We start from the raw sequence: 15,731 nt of genomic DNA on the forward strand, positions 1-15,731 counted from the left end.
AGGGGGATTTGATCATGACATTTAAAATACTAAAGGATATTTTCAAGTGTGCTAAGCTTGCTCTTTTTATTTCCTCAGGTATAGCTGTATTTTTTACACTCATTTATTTTATTTTTTATCAAGGCAAGGACATATCCTTATTTGGTTTTATTAAAAATGCTCTATATTACATAGGTTGCTTTGGCTTTTTGATCAGTGCAGGGTTTTTTATACAAAAAAATGCCACAAGACCTCTTACCTATCAGGATGCGTGGAACAAAATGTTTTCGGTTTTAAATCTTGGACTTGTCATCATGTTTGTCTCTTTATTTATCTGCTTCTATGGAATGATTGTCCAGATTTGTATTGGCTATTAGGACAGCTTAAAAACAGCTTAAGGAGTGATGCCCATACTCTCTAAGCTGCTAGATGATATTTTACTGATACTAAGTTGTATTTACTATAAAGAACCCTATTTCATGATGGGATTCGTCGGTTTTGTTTACTCTTTTCCTAATATAAATGACAGGCTACATAGTGACCCTCATTCATCTCTTTAAGTAATGGGGTTTTTTCACTACATATGGGTTTTCTATATTTACATCTTGACCTAAATCTACAGCCTGGCTTAGGATTTATAGGACTTGGCACTTCCCCTTCTAAATTAATTCTCTTTTTAGATCTTTCATAACTTGGATTAGGTATAGGAATAGCCGAAAGAAGGGCTTGGGTATAGGGATGTTGTGGATTTTTATAAAGTTCATCACTCTTTGCAAGTTCTACCATACAACCTAAATACATTACCCCAACTCGATCAGAGATATGTTTGACCATAGACAAATCATGGGCAATGAATAAATAAGTTAATCCGAATTCATCTTGCAATTCCAGCAGTAAATTTATAATTTGTGCTTGGATGGACACATCTAAAGCAGATATGGGCTCATCACAAACGATAAATTTTGGATCAATCGCTAAGGATCTTGCGATTCCTATCCTTTGTCTTTGTCCACCAGAAAATTCATGGGGAAATCTACTGGCATGTTCTTCATTGAGCCCCACTAGCCTCAATAACTCATATATCCTATTTTGTTTATCCCTTTCATTATACATTTTAAAATTGTCTATTCCTTCAGAGATAATATCCCCTACAGTCATTCGTGGATTCAAGGATGCATATGGATCTTGAAAGATTATCTGTGCATTTTTTTTGAACTCTTTCTTCTCTATCTTATTCATTTTATAAATATTTTCACCGGAAAAGAGCACTTCACCCCCCGTGGCTTGATACATGCCCAATATGGTTCTTCCACAGGTAGTTTTCCCACATCCTGACTCCCCAACTAGCCCTAAGGTTTCCCCCTTTTGAATGCTAAAGGATACATCATCAACAGCTTTAAGTATTTTATCCTTATCCATATGAAAGTACTTTTTCAAGTTTTTCACTTCAACTAAAGTTTCAGCTTCCATTATAAATCCCTCCTTATATCTTCAGCTAAGTTTATTTTAGGAGATGAAGGATGCTGAAGCCAGCAAGTGACCTCATGGGTATCACTTATCCAACTAGCCTCGGGATACTTAATCTTACATATCTTCATACAATACTTGCATCTACTGGCAAAACTACATCCCTTGGGTGGAGCAAGTAAATCTGGTGGTGTCCCTTGAATTGAAACTAGCTTTTCCTTGTTCTTTAGCTCTAATTTAGGAACTGCATTGAGTAAAGACACTGTATAAGGATGTTTGGGATCTTCGAATAATTCATCCACAAGTCCGGTCTCAATAATTTTCCCTGCATACATTACAGCAATTCTTTTGGCCATTCCTGCCACTACCCCAAGATCATGGGTAATCATAATGATTGCTGTTCCCAATTTGCTTTGCAATTCTTTTAATAAATCCATAATCTGTGCTTGTATGGTTACGTCTAATGCCGTTGTTGGCTCATCTGCAATAAGCAATTGTGGATTACATGCAAGGGATATGGCGATCATAACTCTTTGGCGCATTCCTCCTGAGAACTGATGAGGGTATTGTCTGATCCTTTCTGTAGCATTGGGTATATTAACGACTTCAAGCATTTTTATTGCTTCCTGTAGTGCTTCAGCTTTAGCCATGCCTCTATGAATCATTAGGCTTTCAGCAATTTGATTGCCAATCTTCATCGTCGGATTTAATGAAGTCATTGGATCTTGAAAGATCATGCTTACATCTCTTCCTCTATAATGTTGCCATTCTTTTTGGCTAAACTTTAATACATCCTCGCCATTAAATAGTATTTCACTATCCTCTTTTATCTCTCCTGGCGGGGTATCTATAAGTCCAATTATGGTTTTTGAAGTTACCGTCTTTCCGCACCCTGATTCACCAACAATAGCAAGTGAATCCCCTTTATTTAAATAAAAGGAAACTCCTCTTACGGCTTGAACTTCACCGGCATAAGTATTAAATGAGACTTTTAAGTTTTTTACTTCAAGTAGTTTTATCATGCTGTACCCCTCCTTTTCTTATTGGCGAAGTTTAGGATCTAAAGCATCGCGAAGACCATCCCCAAGAAGGTTAAATGCCAACATCGTCACACTTATGGCCACCGCTGGGAAAAATAGCTCATGGGGATAATAAGTCATCTGCTGTTGACCTAAGGAAGCCATGGCCCCCCAACTTGTATAGGGTGGCTGAACTCCTAATCCTATGAAGCTCAAGAATGCTTCTGAGAATATAAATCCTGGTACCTGAAAGGTTAAATTAACAATAATTACACTTAATGTATTGGGTAGGAGATGCTTAAATACAATCTTTATTGGTGTAGACCCTAGCATCTGTGCTGCAAGTACATATTCACTTTCCTTTAGCTGAAGCACCTGACCTCTCACCAATCTAGCTAGACCTGTCCAGCTTGTTATGCATAATGCAATAATCAAAGAAGTAAGACCTTTGCCCAAGGATATAGACACCAGGATTACAATGATCATATAGGGTATGCCAACAATCACTTCCACAATACGCATCATGATGTCATCAACGATTCCACCAAAGTATCCACTTATGCCACCATAGGTAGCCCCAACAATTAAGGATACGAAGGCCCCGATAAGGCCGATCAACATGGAAACTCTTCCACCAACCCATATTCTCACAAAAATATCTCTTCCAAGCTCATCCATTCCGAACCAATGGGCCATACTTGGTCCCTGATTCGCAAGCTCAATGGCTTGTTCTTTGAAGTTCATTTTTGAAAATACAGGGATGAAAGCACATGCCAGTCCTATAAGGATTAATAGGAGCATGGACAGCATTGCCACTTTATTTTTTTTCAGTCTCCGCCATGCATCTTGCCAGTATGTAATACTGGGTCTAGCAATGGCATCAGAAACTTCCTTATCATAACCAATTACCTCAAACAATTCTTCTTGAATTTCTTCTTGAATTTCTTTTTCAAATTCTGCTTCCATTGTATTCCCACCTCCTATCTTTTTTCTCCAGTTATTCTAACCCTTGGATCCACAACCCCATAAAGGATATCCATAAATACGATTGAAATTACAAAGAAGAATGAGAAAAAAATTGTGGTTGCCATAATCATCGTGAAATCTCTTCCATTTATACTCTCTACATAATACATCCCTAGTCCTGGAATCCCAAAGATTCTTTCAATAACAAAAGAGCCGGTAACAATGCCTGCTATTTGAGGAGCAATCATTGTAATGATCGGTGTTATACTATTTCTCAATATATGTTTTTTTATAATTGCCCATTTGGATAGACCTTTGGCTTTTGCAGTTTGGATATAATCATTGTTTAGTACATCTAAAACAGAGGTTCTCATAAATCTGGAATAGGTTGCAACACTTCCAAAGGAAGCTGCCAAAGTAGGTAGGATGGTATATTTAAACCCTGATGTCCATACATTTACAGAGGGCCATCCTATTATAGGAAAAAACTTTCCCCCTAAGGATTTTTGAAGTAGAGCAGCTAAAACAAAGCTTGGGACAGATACCCCCACCAGGGCAATAAATATAACGGAATAATCTATCCATGTATTTCTTCGAAAGGCAGCTATCGTTCCAAAGATCAACCCAACGATAACACCAAAGCCTATGGCCTGCAATCCTAATCTAGCTGATGCAGGAAATTTTTCTTTGATAATCTGATTGGCCGTAAGGCCTGGGCTCTTCATGGATTCTCCAAGATTCCCTTGGGCTACGTTTTTTAAGTAAATAAAATATCTTTCTACTACTGGCTTATTTAAGCCCCATTTTTCTTTTAAATTTTCCTCTACCGCCGGTGGTAGTAGCTTTGTACCAGTCTGTATTGGATCCCCAGGTAAGGTATTCATAAGAAAAAAAGTTGCTGTGACAATTACCCACATCGTAAGAATTAAATATCCTATTCTTTTTAAAATATACTGGGTCATACCAAAACCTCCTTTTTATGAAAGTAATACTGCAGCGGGTATGCCCCAGCCGCAGTATTCCTTACAAATGAATGATTACTTTTCTATATAAACATGTTTTAATTCATATGCTGGTCCACCGGCTTCAATACTAAGGCCTTTTACATAACTTTGTAAATAATTACTTGCAACATTGAAGGTTAAAGGAGCGATCCCTGCTTTATCCGCAATTAAGATTTTTTCTGCTTCTTTAAACATCTCAAGCCTCTTACCCATGTCTAATTCAGTGCTAGCTTTTTTTACCAACTCATCATACTGACTGTCGGAGAAAAAGGCTGAGTTATTTCCATCTCCTGTGATAAATAAGCCCATAAAGGTCATAGGATCGTTATAATCCGCTCCCCATCCAGTTTGAGCTACTTGATAAGTTCCCTTCATGATCATAGTATTGAAGGTTGCACCATCACTGGCCGTGTCAATATTCACTTTAACATTGAGATTTTCTTCCCATTGACTTTGATAGAATTCACCGATTACTCTTGTATCTGCATCAGCATTTCTTTGAAGGAAGGTTACCTCAATTTGCTTATCAGGGTCTAATCCTAGTTCTTGTAATCCTTGCTTTAATAATTCTTTAGGATCTTGGTTCTTTAGTGCCTTTAAGGGCTCTTCAACTGCTTCTCGAAATACTTCATCTCCATTGTTCAAACCATAGGGAACAAATGCATAGGCAGCCTGATCCTTTTTGGTAACATTCTTTACATATCCATCTCTATCCAATGCTAATGAGAAGGCTAATCTTACTTTTTCATTGGTAAAAATTTTATTTGGATCATTATTGTTAAAGGCTATATAGCCTACACTTGGATAATATCCTTTTATAGAGGTTACTTCACCTTTATCAATTCTATCCTCTAGCATATCTGAATACTCTTGTTTAACATTTTGTATTAAATCTAAGCTCTGGCCATCAAACATTTGTTGTCGTGTTGCTTCCTCAGGTACTAAATGGATATTTGCGGTATCCAGCTTTACCGATTCAGCATCCCAATAGTTTTCATTTTTCTTTAAAACAATCTTTGAACCTTTCACCCATTGATCGATAACAAAGGGACCTGAATAGACTACTTGTTGAGGATCTGTGCCATAAGCATCCCCAGCCTTTTCCACCATATCTTGTCTCAGGGGTAGAAGATTAACAAAATTCATTAGTTGAAGAAAATAGGGTGTTGGCTCATTTAAAGTAAATTCTAAAGTCTTCTCATCTATAGCTTTCACTCCTATATCTTCGGCTTTCCCTTTGTTTGTATTATATGCTTCTCCACCCTTTATCATATAAAAGATCCCTGCATTTGGGCAGGCTACTTCAGGTTCGAAAAGCCTCCTAACCGCATACACATAATCATCGGCGGTAACCTTTTGTCCATCTGACCAAGAATAATCTCTTAAATGAAAGGTCCATGTAAGGCCATCTTCAGAGTTTTCCCATTTTTCTGCGCCCGCTGCTACTAACTTTTTATCTTCCAATCTTACTAAGCCTTCTTGGGTTTCTTGGGCTACTGTGTTGGATGCAGAATCGGCTAATTTTGATGTATCAAGGGATGCTGGATCCTGGGTTGTTGCTACATTAATTACTTGTGGAGTATTGCCTCCCGAAGAATTTGTTTCGGTGTCCTTACCTCCTCCACATCCTGTCAGGATAGTAGCTAGCACTAAAGCTGTTGCCAGTGTAATTGCCAAGTGTTTCTTTTTTCTCATAGAAATGTACCCCCTTTAATTTTGGTATATTTAAATATCAATACATCCCCTTTAAAGCCCATACAGATACGGATAATCCTGATGTATAAAGTGGTGTATTAAAATATTTAACAAATTATACATATTGCTTTTCAGTGGTAAACTGAAATGTGCTTTCAGAAAACTTCCATAATAAATCTACACAAGCATTTACATCTTCCATACTGACGATGCCATTGGGGCTATGACCATATCTTGTAGGGATAGATATCCCTAAAGCTTTGACCCCGCAGTTGGATTTATTTATAGCTCCAGCGTCTGTTCCGCCTCCTGCAAGAGCATCTAATTGATATTTAATATTATTTTTTTCAGCACATTGAACCATGGTTTTCACCAGTTCTTCATCACATATTACTGAGCTATCCATTACTTTAATGGCTGCTCCACCACCAATGACTGCATTTCCATCGGTATCTGTTGGCACATCAAAGGATCCAGTTATATCAACGGCTATCCCTAAATCAGGATTTATTCTTTCTGCTGCTACCGTAGCCCCAATTAGTCCTACTTCCTCTTGGACGGAAAACACAAAATAAATATCATGATAGGGATCTTTAACCTTTTTTAAGGCCTCTATTAATATGTAGCAACCTATTCTATCGTCTATAGCCTTTGCGGTTACACAATGATTATGAAGCTCTTTATATTCTCCCATATAGGATGCGGGCTCCCCTATGGAAACATACTTTAATGCATCTTCTTTTGAAACAGCACAGATATCAACATAAAGCTTATGAATATCTGTGGCTCCTACTTTATCCATCTTCTCAAAAGAACTTATTGTGCCACAGGTGCCATTTTTAAATTGCACCCTATTCATAAAGGAAACCTGTGGAGATATTCCTCCAACTTTCTTGACCTTTACAAAGCCTTTGTCGGTTACTCCTAATACGCCAAAGCCTATTTCATCCATATGGCTTGACACCATTATCTTTTTCTTTTCCTCTCCAATACCTCTTTTTAAGGCGATGACATTGCCTATAGCATCTATTTTAAGTTCATCCACACAAGCCTTTATATTTTCTATAATGATATTGGCTATCTCTTTCTCAAAGCCACTGACCCCAAATGCTTGAGTTAATTCTTTTAGCAACATAAATTCTACCTCCTCTTTTGATAACCTTATTTAAAGTGAATTCGAAATGTTTTAATTTCATATGGATTGATCTGAAAGTCCATTTTATTGTTATGACTTTTCGCCGTACCTATTGTATTCTCCAATAAATCACATTCGTAAGCAACTTTTATTTCGTTATTGAAGCTTACTTGGATCTTTTCTTTCATGTTCTTATATTCATAAAATCTTACGATTACTCCATCCCCTGTTTCAGCTTTCTTCACCACTTCTGCAATACAATTGGGTTTATTGATTTTTAATAAGGACATTTGGCTTGGCAATATTCCTTCATGCTCTTCTTCCACTACGGTATGCATAGGTACATTCAGGTTATAAGCCATTTCTTGGGTCTTTGCTTCCTTCCAAGTATTTTTGTGGGGATAGATGGAATAGGTAAACTCATGGATCCCCAGATCTGCCTCAGGATTTGGATAGGTTCCTGCTTTTATTAATGTCAGCCTCATCATCCCATCCTTTATGTCGTAGCCGTATTTGCAATCATTTAATAGGCTTACACCATATGCTCCTTCAGATAAGTCCGCCCATTTATGTCCACATGTTTCAAATTGAGCGACCTCCCAGCTTGTATTGTTATGTGTTGGTCTTTCTATATTTCCATATTGTATTTCATAGGTTGCCTTACTTGAGTTCACATCAATTGGAAAGGCTACTTTCAGAAGGATATTTTTTTCCTTCCAATCTACACAGTTTTTGAAATCTATGCGGGGGATATCTCTATAGAAATAGATATATTGTGCTAAAGTGGAGTCACAAAAGTTTCGTTCAATCTTGATGCAATATCTTATTGGGCCCTTTTCAATTACCTCTACCTGCTTTACATCATTTACTTCCCACATTTTCTTCTTATAATAGATATCGATATCCCAGTTTTCCCAATTCATTGGCCTGTCTTCAAAGGCCTGTAAAACATTAGCCCTCTTGTTTTCTTTAATAACTTCTCTTTCATTTTTTTTATCATATAATGAGGTGATGTTATATTTTTCATCAAAGCTCACCTTGAAATACTGATTTTCAAACTCCTTATCTAGGTTTGTCTCCTCCCTAGGAGTTTTTACATTTTGGTCGACTATGCTATAGGTCTTATAACCTTTGGAGGGAACCTTTTCTGCATAAAAGATGAACTTCTTCCCATGATCTATTTCTTGTATTTCAATATTTTTTCCCTCTACTTCCTTTAGGCCTTGTACCTTCATTCCCTTGGGTATAGTGACTTCTACAATATCATCTCTGTCGTGGGATAAAGTATTAAATACGACAATAGATTTTTCTTTTAAATCAATCTTTGAAGTGATTTGCTTCAAAGAGTCCTTCACCAACTCCTGTCCCCCCTCCATAGCTTCTTGGTATTGTTGATGGGATTCATCATAAACCTGCTTTATAGAGGAACCTGGTATAATATCATGAAACTGATTGACAAGAATTGTTTTCCAACCTTTTTTCATTTCTTTTTCTGGATACACTCCCCCTGAGAGCATGTTTAAGGTTGCAAGCATTTCTGCATCCTGGTATAAAAATTCACTTTTCCTATTGTATCTTTTATTTTTTGCCATAGAAGTATAGGTCCCCCTATGATATTCCAGATATAGTTCACCAACCCAAGTGGGAATATCTTCTTTTTCCATGACCTTTGCGTATAATCTATCAAAATAATCGGTTTCAAAACCGATTTGTACCCTTGGGCATCCTGGAATTCCGTATTTCAACCTTCTGGCATTTTCAAGCATTTCCTTTGTAGGTCCTCCGCCTCCGTCTCCATAACCAAAGAGCATTAAGGTTTCTTCTGATATATCCTTATTTTGATATCGTTTCCAAGTTCCCATGACTTGATTGGCATTAATTATGCCTGTATAGGTGGTCTTATTATTGGACTCACTAAAGGTCACCGCTTCACCTTGTTTCTTATAATCACTGGTTGTAACCAAATGAGTAAAAACTTCACTTCCATCTATTCCACGCCACATGAAAGTGTCATTGGGTATGACATTAAATTGATTCCAATCAAGTTTTGTGGTCATAAAATATTTAATGCCACTTTTCCTAAGGATTTGGGGAAGTGCAGCACTATATCCAAAGACATCGGGAAGCCAAAGGGATTTGCTCTCTATTCCGAACTCATCCATAAAAAATTGATGTCCCCATATAATTTGTCGTATAAGGGATTCTCCAGAGGGTATATTGCAATCTGGCTCTATCCACATTGCTCCATCTATTTCCCAAACTTTTTCCTTCACCTTATTTTTAATTTCTTTATAAAGTTCTGGTTCATTTTCTTTTATGTACTCATATAACTGGGGCTGGCTGGACATAAATTTATATTCTGGATATTGCTTCATGAGATTTAAAACCGTAGAAAAACTTCTGATGGTTTTTTCTTTTGTTTGACTAATTGTCCATAACCAAGCAATATCTAAATGGGTATGGCCTATTGCCGTTACGACAGGACCCTCGTAATTAATGTCAGAATAAAACTCTTTTTTCAGATAATCGTTTGCAACCTCAATAGATTGATAAAATTCATGGGAATAAATCTTCCTCAGATCAAGCCTATCAATAGCTTTTTCAAGCTTAGTCAAAATTCGAATCTTGTTCTCATCATTATCTTCTAACAATTTCACTACCGACAACGGAACATTTAAATTATAGTAAATCTCTTCAATCTTTTTATCCAATAGGCTTATTTCAGTCACTATTGCATGTTTACTATTCTCAAGTCCGCTATATCCTAAAAAGGCTATGGAATATTCTTTATGGGCCTTGGCACATTCACTGATCAAGACTTCACGATGGTTTACATCTAAACCTTGCACAAGTTTTCCATCAACATAAAACAGAAATTGTGGGTTTGTTGCATCCCAAAGGCCTTCACGACCTGTAGTTATTCTAAATACTATGGTCTTGCCTTCAAATCTTTCAGGTATTTTCACCCTTGCCCGGAACCATTGGTGCTTATCATATCCCCCCCACAGGCTGCCAGTTATATATTCACTCCAATTTTCATCCTCTAACTCTTTATCTTCTCCCCCTGGAAATTTCCCTTCACAAACCCTATATTTAAGAATGGGCTCAAAATCTGGATAAATTGCTTTTTCTAAATCCTTTACTATTCTTTCAACTCTTTCAATTCCAAATACCATAGACTATTGCCACGACCTTTCCCGTTAAATTCAATACGTTAAAACAAGCTAGATGCTATCAGCTATCATATAGGTTGCATTATAAATACAAGCTTTATTGATTTTTAAGGCCCCTCCCTCTACAGATTGGGATTTCAGATGCTTTTTCTTTAGGTGGGGTAGGGTCCCCACCTGAAATCTCCATATTCAGCTTTAGCTGGATGAGTTACTCATTGGTTTTATAAACTTTCTGATTGGCTGATTTAACGTCCTTGTATATCATCCCAATGATTTTATCATTAATTGCTTGTGCTTTTTTAACATTTCTTTCTCTTATGTTTTTAAAGAGCTCTTCATGTAGTGGCATCGTATCTGTAAAAGGATCCTTCATCCCTAAAGGGAATTCCCACAACTTGTTTAGAAGTTCATCTATGGAATTTATTAACTGTTTCATTATTCGATTATGACAACTATTATGTATAGCTATATGAAACTGTTTATCCTCAATATTTTGTCTTTCACCTCTGTGGTATTTATCCATAATCACTTTCAAAATTTTTTCAATTTCATCCAGTTCTTCTTCAGTTGCATTTTGGATGACTAGGTGTATGATTTCTTTTTCTAGAACCCTTCTCACCTCTAAAAGCTCTAGTAGTGATTCTTTTTCTCTCCCAAATTCTATTTCAGCAGATATGGCATTTAAAGATCCATCCTTTACAAAGACACCCCTACCATTAACAACCTCTAGAACATTTTTAGCTTCCAAGGTTTTAATCGCCTCTCTAATTGAGGATCTGCTGACACCCAAAATCTTGATGAGATCTACCTGAGAGGGAAGTTTATCTCCATTCCTTAAATTGTTCTTTTCGATATATTGTTTAATATATTCAATAATTTCTGATTGTAGTGGTACCCTTTTTATCACGTTCATATATACCTCACTTATCAATATTATCCCATGGCTATCGGCTATCAGACAGCTATTTTCATTATACATGATTCTACTGTAAAATCAATATATTTATATAATATTTAGGGGTTTGACTTGCAAATATTTTAAGACAAATTTCAATATTTTTTGTGCTGCTGTTTATCTATAGGGAAAAAGTTGAATTCTTAATAAAAAATACTAAGAGATTGCTTTTGCAGTAGATACTCTAAACTTTCCAATGAATGTAGATGTTCAATCCGCTTGAAAGCTTGGTTATTTGACCATAGGGAGTGTACTATCCTTTAATAGATAAAACCAAAAAGAGAGAAATCCCAAAGAACTTCTTCTCTTCTCTTCAATATCTCTATAAACTTTTCCGTGCCAATAGTAATCCTCCCATAATTCCCGCATTATTTCCTAAGGAAGGTCTTACGATATATGAATGGATATCTGGTATTTCTACATAATTAGCCAATAAAGTCGTAAACTCCTTCTTTACTAAATCAAGCATTTGGATTTGGCTCATCACCCCACCGCCTAAGATAATTTTTTCTGGTCTTAGAATGAGGGTATAGTCTACCAAGGCCTGGGCCAAATAGTAGGCAAGAATTTGCCAGATTTCATGATCAGCATCTATTTCTTGGGCTTTTATGCCATATCTTTTCTCCACAGACGGTCCGGCGGCAAGTCCTTCAAGACAATTTCTATGATAAGGACACCAGCCTTCAAAATCATCTTTTTGATGGGGTTTAACCAAAATATGTCCCATTTCGGGATGTCCAAATCCTTCCACAAATCTTCCATTCATGATAGCTCCTCCACCTATTCCGGTGCCTACGGTGAGATAAATACAACTATCATTATTGGCGGCACTGCCTACTTCATATTCTCCCAAGCAGGCGGCGTTGACATCGGTGGTCCATCCCATAGGAAGAGGATAGTGTTTCTTCATCTCCCCAAGAAAATCAAAATTCTTCCAGGCAAGTTTAGGGGTGGAAGTGACATAACCGTATTTTTTTGAATGCTTATTGATATCAATAGGCCCAAAGGAGCCTATGCCTATGGCTTTTAAATCCTCATAGGTATCAAAGAAGTGAAAGACTTTTTCTAGGGTTTCCTCTGGAGTGGTCGTGGGAAAGGAAACTCTTTCTATAATATTTAAATCCTCATCACTTACTGCACAGACAAATTTTGTTCCGCCAGCTTCGATAGCACCTAACATAAAATCCCTCCAATCGATTATTCCTATAAATGATAAATTTTAATAGTATCTTTTCTGTCATAAAAGCTTTTTTAAAATTTTGTTTATTTCCCCTTTAACTATGATATAATAATAAAAAGGTAATCGGCACCGCACAGTGCGGTTGACACAAAGTGGTTATTTAATTTTAATCACTCTGCATGGCAGTGCAGGGTGATTACTTTTTTTGTTCCTTATTCCTATCTAAATAGGAGAGAAGTGGTAGCCACACCCTGCTTTTGTCCGATTACCTTATGCCTATTCTACCAAATATTATAAAAAGTTTCTATGAATTTTTATCAATATAGAAGGAAATGTCTATCTAGGCTCAAGATCTTAAAAATGCTCCTTCCTACCTTTCCCCTTCTACAGACAAGTCTTTTATACCAATGCCGTCACTACTGCACCATAATCCCCAATCTTTTCTCTTAGCTCGGCGGGAAGGATCTTCACTATCTTTCTAGAATACTCTAAGGCTTCCTTTTCAATCTCTCTATACATAGCCTCATTTAAAAACTTTCCTGCTCTAGCATAAACACTGCCTGCTATGATGACTTCAGGATTTAAAATATCGATAAGTATAGATAATCCCCTTCCAAAATATTGTCCAGATATTCTAAACACCTCTAAGGCGTCTTTGTTCCCTTGTTCGGCTGCCTGGGCTACATCCTTTGTGGTAATATCCTGAATGCTTGTTTTGACAAAGGAGGCTCTTATTCCCTGAGCTTTAAGCTCATAGGCTTTTTGCTGTGCTATTTGGGTAATGCCCCCACCACTACAAAATCCTTCAAAACTGCCAGACTTGCCATAGCCCATTGGGCCCTCTTCTTCCAAGCGTATATGACCTACTTCACCAGCCATATTACTGGCGCCGGTGTATAATTTCCCATTGAGGATAAGCCCTGCCCCTAGACCGGTTCCAAAGGTAAGAAAAATGACATCCTTGTATCCCTTTCCTGCTCCATATCTCCATTCTGCCAAAGCACAAGCATCGGCATCATTTTGAAGCTTTGCCCTTACCCCTAGTTTTTCCTCAATATAATCTACAATGGGAACATTATCCCAACCTGGAAGATTAGGAGGAGATTTGATTATCCCTCTTTCCCCATCTAAGGGGCCTCCGCAGGAAATCCCTATTGTATATATTTCAGTGTCTAAGTTAAAATGCTTTAACATGGTGGTACCTGCTAAGATTAATTTATCAATAATCTTTCTCCAGTCCCTTGTGGTTGGAATTTCTACTCGATCTAGGAAAAGAATATTCCCCTCTGTCTCCTCGGCTAAGATCACGGCTGATTTTGTTCCTCCGATATCAAATCCTAGTACGAACATATATCTTCACCAAAGATTTCATATTCCAAGCTTCTACAGATAAGATGGTACAAAGGAAGATGATATTCTTGCACCATAAAAGTCTCTTGAGCAGGAGCATTTAATAAAATATCACTAAACTCTTTAAGCTTACCTCCTGTTTCTCCCGTAAGAGATATGACCAAAAGACCTTTGGCTTTTGCTATCTTCGCGGCATTACATACATTTTCTGCATTCCCAGAGGTGGAGAGTCCTATAAAGACATCATTTTTCTGTCCGTAGACATAAACCTGTTGTGCATAAGCCATATCAAAGCTTACATCATTGCCATAGGCTGTCAAAAAACCTATTTGAGCTACCAAGGATATGGCAGGGATTCCCCCTTGAAGACTTTCTGTAATATGCTTTGCATCTTGTTCTGGCACCAAGTCTTGAAGCTTTTGTTTGAATTTTTCTTCTATAGGCCTTTTGATATAAAATTCCTTTACAAGTTCTCCTACAATATGTTCACTATCTGCGGCACTTCCTCCATTTCCGCAAATAAGTATTTTCCCTCCAAGCTTTATCCGGTTGACTACTTCTTTGATTAATTTTTCTAGGTCTTCTTGAAGATCATTCATCATAGGATAATTTTTTGTAAATTCTTTAAGAATATCTTCTGTGTATTTTTTCAAAGCTCATCCCCCTTATCTATGATTAAAATGTAGGAAAGTTTGGTCCCCTCCTAGCAAGACCAACTTTCCTATATGATAACAAAGAGGTTACGAAGGTAACCTCTTTGTGTGTTTATTCCTTTATTTTAATGCGTCTTTATTGATTACAGAAACTCCTGTATCCACATAGTCTTTATCCACTGAATTGCCTTCAAGTACGCTAACTGCAGTCTTCATTCCTTCATAACCCATAACATCTGGATTTTGGGCCATTGTCGCCAATAGATATCCTTCTTCAATCAATTGTAGGATCGTGTCTGATTTATCAAATCCAACGCCGATTACTTCTCCGCCAGCTTCTTTAATAGCGTTTCCTGTTCCTACGGTAGAACCTTCATTTCCTCCAAAGATTCCTACTACACCTTCAGTGATATAGTTCGCTGCGATATCTTTTGATTTAGCTGCATCTCCATCCCCATATTGGGTTTCAAGCACTTCAAAATCTGTTCCTTCAAAGGCAGATCTAAATCCTTTTTCTCTTTGTACGGTTGAATCTGTTGAAGCATTTACACTTACAACTCCAATTTTACCAGAGGTAATACCCTTGTCTTCCAAAGCTTTAAGCATTTCTTCTCCTGCAGTTTTACCCGCTGCTTCGTTATCTGTAGCTAAGGTTTGAGCTGCTGGAAAATCAGCAGGGGAGTCAACATAGACAATCTTGATTCCTTCATTTTCAGCTTCTTTAAGAGCTGCTGTAACTGCATCGGGTCCATTAGCTGCAAGAAGTATAGCCTGGGCTCCACCAGCAATAGCATTATTAATGCTTTCAATTTGCTTAGCATCATCTTTCACATCTGGTGCAAGCCATTTATAATCTACATTACCCAACTCATCGGCTGCTTTTTTAGCTCCTTCATCAACAGTAACCCAGTGTTGGTCCATTTGGTCCATAGTGATAAGATAAACTTGATATTTATCTCCTTTATTTCCTTCACTACCTTCATTACCATCACTATTTGCACCAGTACCATTTGAACATCCTACTGCTGCAAAGATTAATGCTAAAATTAATGCCATTGCAAAAAGTTTCTTCTTCATAACAATCCCCCTATTTTTATTTATTTTAAAGCTTTCGCTTTAATAACGTAATTTGATAATCCTCAATAAATGGGTAAG

At 37.2% G+C, this 15,731-nt stretch carries 13 protein-coding genes; 1 reads left to right on the forward strand and 12 read right to left on the reverse strand.

Going from position 1 to position 15,731, the window contains the following annotated elements; translation table 11 throughout:
- Nucleotides 1–14: 14 nt before the first annotated feature.
- Nucleotides 15–356 carry a hypothetical protein gene (locus NSA47_RS05515; protein WP_257529913.1) on the forward strand — a complete coding sequence of 114 codons (342 nt, stop codon included), beginning with the start codon at nt 15–17 and terminating at the stop codon, nt 354–356.
- 136 nt (nt 357–492) lie between these two features.
- Here NSA47_RS05515 and NSA47_RS05520 read toward each other — a convergent pair whose 3' ends face one another.
- From NSA47_RS05520 to NSA47_RS05575, 12 genes are all read right to left on the reverse strand, one after another.
- A complete protein-coding gene (locus NSA47_RS05520; protein ID WP_257529914.1) occupies nt 493–1,449 on the reverse strand; it encodes an ABC transporter ATP-binding protein in 957 nt (318 codons plus the stop codon).
- Nucleotides 1,449–2,468 (reverse strand): ABC transporter ATP-binding protein, encoded by a 1,020-nt coding sequence (locus NSA47_RS05525; RefSeq protein ID WP_257529915.1) that lies wholly within the window; start codon nt 2,466–2,468, stop codon nt 1,449–1,451. Before NSA47_RS05525 ends, NSA47_RS05520 begins: the two co-directional genes overlap by 1 nt.
- Before the next feature lie 18 nt (nt 2,469–2,486).
- Entirely contained in the window at nt 2,487–3,431 is a 945-nt protein-coding gene (locus tag NSA47_RS05530) for an ABC transporter permease (RefSeq protein WP_257529916.1), read from the reverse strand.
- Between the two features lie 14 nt (nt 3,432–3,445).
- Nucleotides 3,446–4,393, reverse strand: coding sequence for an ABC transporter permease (locus NSA47_RS05535; protein ID WP_257529917.1), 948 nt, complete (start codon nt 4,391–4,393; stop codon nt 3,446–3,448).
- A gap of 75 nt (nt 4,394–4,468) precedes the next feature.
- Complete coding sequence (locus NSA47_RS05540) at nt 4,469–6,130, reverse strand: peptide ABC transporter substrate-binding protein (RefSeq protein WP_257529918.1); 1,662 nt, start codon at nt 6,128–6,130, stop codon at nt 4,469–4,471.
- A 115-nt stretch (nt 6,131–6,245) separates the two neighbouring features.
- Nucleotides 6,246–7,265, reverse strand: a complete 1,020-nt coding sequence (locus tag NSA47_RS05545; RefSeq protein ID WP_257529919.1) for a M42 family metallopeptidase — start codon at nt 7,263–7,265, stop codon at nt 6,246–6,248.
- A 26-nt stretch (nt 7,266–7,291) separates the two neighbouring features.
- On the reverse strand, nt 7,292–10,441 hold the full coding sequence (locus NSA47_RS05550; RefSeq protein WP_257529920.1) for an alpha-mannosidase: 3,150 nt from the start codon (nt 10,439–10,441) through the stop codon (nt 7,292–7,294).
- Nucleotides 10,442–10,646: 205 nt separating this feature from the next.
- The gene (locus NSA47_RS05555; protein WP_257529921.1) at nt 10,647–11,351 is read right to left on the reverse strand and encodes a FadR/GntR family transcriptional regulator; all 705 of its coding nucleotides are present in this window, start codon (nt 11,349–11,351) and stop codon (nt 10,647–10,649) included.
- A gap of 364 nt (nt 11,352–11,715) precedes the next feature.
- On the reverse strand, nt 11,716–12,573 hold the full coding sequence (locus NSA47_RS05560; RefSeq protein ID WP_257529922.1) for an ROK family protein: 858 nt from the start codon (nt 12,571–12,573) through the stop codon (nt 11,716–11,718).
- Nucleotides 12,574–12,972: 399 nt separating this feature from the next.
- The gene (locus tag NSA47_RS05565) at nt 12,973–13,923 is read right to left on the reverse strand and encodes an ROK family protein (protein ID WP_257529923.1); all 951 of its coding nucleotides are present in this window, start codon (nt 13,921–13,923) and stop codon (nt 12,973–12,975) included.
- Nucleotides 13,911–14,576 carry a D-sedoheptulose-7-phosphate isomerase gene (locus NSA47_RS05570; RefSeq protein WP_257529924.1) on the reverse strand — a complete coding sequence of 222 codons (666 nt, stop codon included), beginning with the start codon at nt 14,574–14,576 and terminating at the stop codon, nt 13,911–13,913. The genes NSA47_RS05565 and NSA47_RS05570 overlap by 13 nt, the downstream gene beginning before the upstream one ends.
- Before the next feature lie 120 nt (nt 14,577–14,696).
- The gene (locus NSA47_RS05575) at nt 14,697–15,653 is read right to left on the reverse strand and encodes an ABC transporter substrate-binding protein (RefSeq protein ID WP_257529925.1); all 957 of its coding nucleotides are present in this window, start codon (nt 15,651–15,653) and stop codon (nt 14,697–14,699) included.
- Nucleotides 15,654–15,731: the final 78 nt, after the last annotated feature.

Origin of the sequence: Irregularibacter muris, from assembly GCF_024622505.1 — a bacterium.
GTDB lineage: Bacteria > Bacillota > Clostridia > Eubacteriales > Garciellaceae > Irregularibacter > Irregularibacter muris.

Bases quoted from the DNA above. Each gene is read 5' to 3' on its own strand.
- NSA47_RS05515 (WP_257529913.1), top strand. From the start codon at position 15: ATGACATTTAAAATACTAAAGGATATTTTCAAGTGTGCTAAGCTTGCT.
- NSA47_RS05520 (WP_257529914.1), bottom strand. From the start codon at position 1,449: ATGGAAGCTGAAACTTTAGTTGAAGTGAAAAACTTGAAAAAGTACTTT.
- NSA47_RS05525 (WP_257529915.1), bottom strand. From the start codon at position 2,468: ATGATAAAACTACTTGAAGTAAAAAACTTAAAAGTCTCATTTAATACT.
- NSA47_RS05530 (WP_257529916.1), bottom strand. From the start codon at position 3,431: ATGGAAGCAGAATTTGAAAAAGAAATTCAAGAAGAAATTCAAGAAGAA.
- NSA47_RS05535 (WP_257529917.1), bottom strand. From the start codon at position 4,393: ATGACCCAGTATATTTTAAAAAGAATAGGATATTTAATTCTTACGATG.
- NSA47_RS05540 (WP_257529918.1), bottom strand. From the start codon at position 6,130: ATGAGAAAAAAGAAACACTTGGCAATTACACTGGCAACAGCTTTAGTG.
- NSA47_RS05545 (WP_257529919.1), bottom strand. From the start codon at position 7,265: ATGTTGCTAAAAGAATTAACTCAAGCATTTGGGGTCAGTGGCTTTGAG.
- NSA47_RS05550 (WP_257529920.1), bottom strand. From the start codon at position 10,441: ATGGTATTTGGAATTGAAAGAGTTGAAAGAATAGTAAAGGATTTAGAA.
- NSA47_RS05555 (WP_257529921.1), bottom strand. From the start codon at position 11,351: ATGAACGTGATAAAAAGGGTACCACTACAATCAGAAATTATTGAATAT.
- NSA47_RS05560 (WP_257529922.1), bottom strand. From the start codon at position 12,573: ATGTTAGGTGCTATCGAAGCTGGCGGAACAAAATTTGTCTGTGCAGTA.
- NSA47_RS05565 (WP_257529923.1), bottom strand. From the start codon at position 13,923: ATGTTCGTACTAGGATTTGATATCGGAGGAACAAAATCAGCCGTGATC.
- NSA47_RS05575 (WP_257529925.1), bottom strand. From the start codon at position 15,653: ATGAAGAAGAAACTTTTTGCAATGGCATTAATTTTAGCATTAATCTTT.